We start from the raw sequence: 4,623 nt of genomic DNA on the forward strand, positions 1-4,623 counted from the left end.
ATAGCCGCCGCGCGCTTCGTACTCTTTGATGCTCCAGTTCGTGCCATCCAGGCCCGCATAGATCTGCGGGTTGATATGGCGGTCGTGGAAGCAGGTCTGGACGCCCGTGGCCTGGAACTGCGAGAGGATCTGTGCAGCGGCGGTCATGCTTGTCCCTCCGCCGCGCGCAGGCCGTCGACCAACTGGTCGAGCTTGTCGTTGTCCATGAAGCTGCACATCGTGCGGTCGTTGACCAGCATCACGGGCGCATCGGCGCAGGCGCCCAGGCACTCACACTGCTGCAGGGTGAACAGGCCATCGGCCGTGGTCTCGCCCATGGTCACACCAAGCTTCTTTTCAAGGTGGTGCAGCGCCTTCTGTCCGTCGCGCAGCTGACAAGGCAAGTTGGTGCACACGTTGAGCTTGTACTTGCCCACCGGCTGCTGGTTGTACATGTTGTAGAAGGTCGTGACTTCATGCACGGCGATCTGGGCCATGCCCAGATACTCGGCAATCACCGCTTCACTTTCAGCACTGACAAACCCCTGCTCCTGTTGCACGATAGACAGGCAGGCCATCACTGCAGACTGCTTCTGCTCGGCGGGGTACTTGGCCACTTCACGCGCAAAACGCGCGCGGGTCGATTCGGTAATCATCGGTCAATCTCTCCGAACACGATATCCATGGTGCCGATGATGGCGACGGCGTCCGCAATCATGTGGCCGCGGGCCATTTCATCGAGCGTGGCCAGGTGCGCGAAGCCTGGCGCACGGATCTTGAGGCGGTAGGGCTTGTTGGCGCCGTCGCTCACCAGGTAGATGCCGAATTCGCCCTTGGGGTGCTCCACGGCGGCATAGGCCTCGCCTTCGGGCACATGGAAACCTTCGGTGAACAGCTTGAAATGGTGGATCAGCTCTTCCATGTTGGACTTCATGGATTCGCGGTCGGGTGCGGCCACCTTGTGGTTGTCGGTGATGACCGGGCCGGGGTTGGCGCGCAGCCAATCCACGCACTGCTTGATGATGCGGTTGGATTCGCGCATTTCGTGCACGCGTACCAGGTAGCGGTCGTAGCAGTCGCCCGTCTTGCCCACGGGCACGTCGAAGTCCATGCGGTCGTAGACGTCGTAGGGCTGGGTCTTGCGCAGATCCCATGCGATGCCAGACCCACGGATCATGGGACCGGTCATGCCCAGGTTCAGCGCGCGCTCGGGTGGCACCACGCCGATGCCCACGGTGCGCTGCTTCCAGATGCGGTTGTCGGTCAGCAGGGTCTCGTACTCGTCTACGCAACCGGGGAAGCGCTTGGTGAAGTCGTCGATGAAATCAAGCAAAGAACCTTGGCGGTTCTGGTTCATGGCCTCCAGGGCCTTGGCGTTCTTGATCTTGCTGACCTTGTACTGCGGCATGGAGTCCGGCAGGTCACGGTACACACCGCCTGGACGGAAATACGCCGCATGCATGCGCGCGCCAGAGACGGCTTCGTACATGTCGAACAGGTCTTCGCGCTCGCGGAAGGTGTAGATCAGGATGGTGGAGCTGCCGCAGTCGTTGCCATGCGAACCCAACCACATCAGGTGATTCAGCAGGCGCGTGATTTCCGAAAACATCACGCGGATGTACTGCGCACGCAGGGGCACTTCCAGGCCCAGCAGCTTTTCGATGGCCAGGCAGTAGGCGTGCTCATTGCACATCATCGAAACGTAGTCCAATCGGTCCATGTAGGGCAGCGACTGGATGTAGGTCTTGTGTTCGGCCAGCTTTTCGGTGGCGCGGTGCAGGAGACCGATGTGCGGGTCGGCTCGCTGTACGACTTCGCCATCGAGCTCCAGCACCAAGCGCAGCACGCCGTGCGCCGCCGGATGCTGCGGACCAAAGTTCAGGGAATAGTTCTTGATTTCAGCCATGGTGGTTCACATGGGGCGCGGGCGCCTTAGTGCAGGCCTCCGTACTTGTCTTCGCGGATGATGCGCGGCGTGATCTCCCGCGGCTCGATCGACACGGGTTCGTAAACCACCCGGCGCAGCTCTGCGTCGTAGCGCATCTCAACATGACCAGACAGCGGAAAGTCTTTGCGGAAGGGATGGCCAATGAAGCCGTAGTCGGTCAGGATACGGCGCAGGTCGTTGTGGCCGTCGAACACAATGCCGAACAGATCAAACGCTTCGCGCTCGTACCAGTTGGCGGAGTTCCACAGGTCGGAGACCGAGGCCACCACCGGAAAATCATCATCGGCGCAGAACACCTTGACCCGCACACGCTGATTCAGACTGACGGACAACAGGTGCGAGACCACGCAGTAGCGGGCTCCTTCACGCACGGCATCGGCATATGCCGAATAGTCCACGCCACACAAATCGATCAGTTGCTCAAAGCGGCAACCTTCAGCGTCACGCAACACGCGCATGGATTCGAGGTAATCAGCCGCATCAACGACCAAGGTGACCTCATCCAACGCCACTGTGATCTGACGCACCATCGCCCCCAGGGCGGCGGCAATATTGTCTTTGAGTTTTTCAGGCCGAATGGCAACAGCGGTCATCATCAACCCTTCAGACACGAGCAATGGTGTTGGTACGGCGAATCTTCTGCTGCAGCTGGATGATCCCGTAGATCAACGCCTCCGCCGTGGGCGGGCAACCTGGCACGTAGACATCCACCGGAACAATGCGATCGCAACCACGCACCACGGAGTAGCTGTAGTGGTAGTAACCGCCGCCGTTGGCACACGAGCCCATCGACAACACCCAACGCGGCTCGGACATCTGGTCGTACACCTTGCGCAACGCAGGCGCCATCTTGTTGCACAGCGTGCCGGCCACAATCATGAGGTCAGACTGGCGCGGGCTCGCGCGGAACACTTCCGCCCCAAAACGACCAATGTCGTAACGCGCCGCCGCAGCATGCATCATTTCGACGGCACAGCAAGCCAAGCCAAATGTCATCGGCCACAGAGAGCCGGTCTTGGCCCAATTCACCACCGAGTCGTAACTCGTGGTGATGAAGCCTTCCTTCATCACGCCTTCAATCATTGCATCATCCTTGTTGAGGCTCGCTCATTCCCAATCCAGGGCACCCTTTTTCCACTCGTAGGCAAAACCCACAACCAGAATGGCCAGGAAAATAACGACCGCCACGAAACCAGCGATCCCCACCTCATGCAGCGTCACCGCCCACGGGAAGAGGAATGCAATTTCGAGATCGAACAGAATGAAGAGAATGGCCACAAGGTAGTAGCGCACATCAAACTTCATGCGCGCATCCTCGAAGGCTTCAAAGCCACATTCGTAGGGAGAGTTCTTCGCGGCATCCGGGCGGTTGGGGCCCAGTATGTAGCCGAGTACAAGGGGGACAACGCCTACGGCGATGCCGACCAAGATGAACAAAAGGACGGGGAGGTACTGATCGAGGTTCATCTTGAGGATGTGCTCACCGCTGTGGCCTTGCCCGTCAGGACCCGAGCCGGGTCATGCAGGCAGGCCTTTGTTTTGGTGCCGTCGGCGAGACTCGAACTCGCACAGCTTTCGCCACTACCCCCTCAAGATAGCGTGTCTACCAATTTCACCACGACGGCTGATTTTTGCATCTGGATGGCATGAGGAACCTTGCGGTTTTGGCTTTCCAGACAATCCAGAATTCTACTCCGGAAAAACCCTGCTTCGGCTTACGGAGCCCAATTTAGTGCAGATTATTTGGTGGGGATCTGCGCTGCACCCGAGGCGGGCACGGCAGGAGCCACAGCAGCATCCGAAGCCGACAACGAAGGCGCACCTGCAGGCACTGCAGCAGCGGGATTTTCCAGCACGCTACCCGAACTGGCAGGACGCGCATTGCCGAAATAGGCCAGTGCCAGCGTTGCCACAAAAAACACCGCAGCCAGCACCGCCGTAGTACGCGACAAGAAGTTGGCGCTACCGCTGGCACCAAACAGGCTTCCGGAACTGCCACTGCCAAACGCTGCGCCCATATCGGCACCCTTGCCATGCTGGATCAGGATCAGGCCAATCATCCCCAAGGCCGTCAGCATCTGCACAGCCAACACCACATTCACGATCACGTTCATTCTCTGTTCACTCCTGATTGAATAGTTTGAAGGGCAGCCTCAACGGGCGGCCGCAATGATTTGAAGGAAATCGGGCGCTTTCAGCGAGGCACCGCCCACAAGGCCGCCATCGATATCCGGCTGGGAAAGCAACTGGGCGGCATTGGCCGCATTCATGCTGCCGCCGTACAGCAGGCGGATTCGATCCGCATGCTCGCTGGCCGCAGACAGCTGTGCCCGCAGCACTGCATGCACTGCCTGCGCCTGCTCAGGCGACGCCGTGCGGCCCGTGCCAATGGCCCAGACCGGTTCGTAAGCCACCACCACTTCGCTGATGCAGTGACCATTGAGGTGGATCACAGCCGCCAATTGACGCTTGACCACAACCTCGGTCTGCCCAGCTTCGCGCTCCTGAAGGGTCTCGCCCACGCAGACGATAGGCGTGATACCTGCCGCCAGTGCGCGTTGCGCTTTCTCGGCAACCACCACATCGGTTTCACCATGGTATTGGCGGCGCTCTGAATGCCCCACCAGCGCGTACCGCACACCAAAGTCTTTCAACATGGCGGCCGACACCTCTCCGGTGTAGGCACCTGCTTCGTG

General features: G+C 59.7%; 7 protein-coding genes, 1 tRNA gene and 1 pseudogene. All 9 read right to left on the minus strand.

The features are described from left to right. Nucleotides 1–147, minus strand: a pseudogene (locus tag ACN4F8_RS00345) (NADH-quinone oxidoreductase subunit F); the annotation flags it as partial. After that, the gene (gene nuoE / locus ACN4F8_RS00350) at nt 144–635 is read right to left on the minus strand and encodes an NADH-quinone oxidoreductase subunit NuoE (protein WP_055393230.1); all 492 of its coding nucleotides are present in this window, start codon (nt 633–635) and stop codon (nt 144–146) included. The pseudogene ACN4F8_RS00345 and the gene nuoE, both read right to left, overlap by 4 nt. Then, nucleotides 632–1,885: an NADH-quinone oxidoreductase subunit D gene (locus tag ACN4F8_RS00355; protein WP_055393228.1), complete on the minus strand. Its 1,254-nt coding sequence runs from the start codon at nt 1,883–1,885 to the stop codon at nt 632–634. Before ACN4F8_RS00355 ends, nuoE begins: the two co-directional genes overlap by 4 nt. A gap of 26 nt (nt 1,886–1,911) precedes the next feature. Further along, nucleotides 1,912–2,520, minus strand: coding sequence for an NADH-quinone oxidoreductase subunit C (locus tag ACN4F8_RS00360; protein WP_055393297.1), 609 nt, complete (start codon nt 2,518–2,520; stop codon nt 1,912–1,914). Nucleotides 2,521–2,530: 10 nt separating this feature from the next. Next, entirely contained in the window at nt 2,531–3,010 is a 480-nt protein-coding gene (locus ACN4F8_RS00365; RefSeq protein WP_007849129.1) for a NuoB/complex I 20 kDa subunit family protein, read from the minus strand. A 24-nt stretch (nt 3,011–3,034) separates the two neighbouring features. Next, a complete protein-coding gene (locus ACN4F8_RS00370) occupies nt 3,035–3,394 on the minus strand; it encodes an NADH-quinone oxidoreductase subunit A (RefSeq protein ID WP_055393226.1) in 360 nt (119 codons plus the stop codon). 73 nt (nt 3,395–3,467) lie between these two features. Then, a tRNA-Leu gene (locus ACN4F8_RS00375) sits at nt 3,468–3,552 on the minus strand. 114 nt (nt 3,553–3,666) lie between these two features. Beyond that, the gene (gene secG / locus ACN4F8_RS00380) at nt 3,667–4,041 is read right to left on the minus strand and encodes a preprotein translocase subunit SecG (protein WP_055393223.1); all 375 of its coding nucleotides are present in this window, start codon (nt 4,039–4,041) and stop codon (nt 3,667–3,669) included. A 39-nt stretch (nt 4,042–4,080) separates the two neighbouring features. Further along, nucleotides 4,081–4,623 (minus strand): triose-phosphate isomerase (gene tpiA / locus ACN4F8_RS00385; RefSeq protein WP_419471751.1); only part of this gene is annotated, 543 nt, incomplete at its 5' end.

The organism is Hydrogenophaga sp. (assembly GCF_048549895.1).
In the GTDB taxonomy this organism is placed as follows: domain Bacteria; phylum Pseudomonadota; class Gammaproteobacteria; order Burkholderiales; family Burkholderiaceae_C; genus Hydrogenophaga.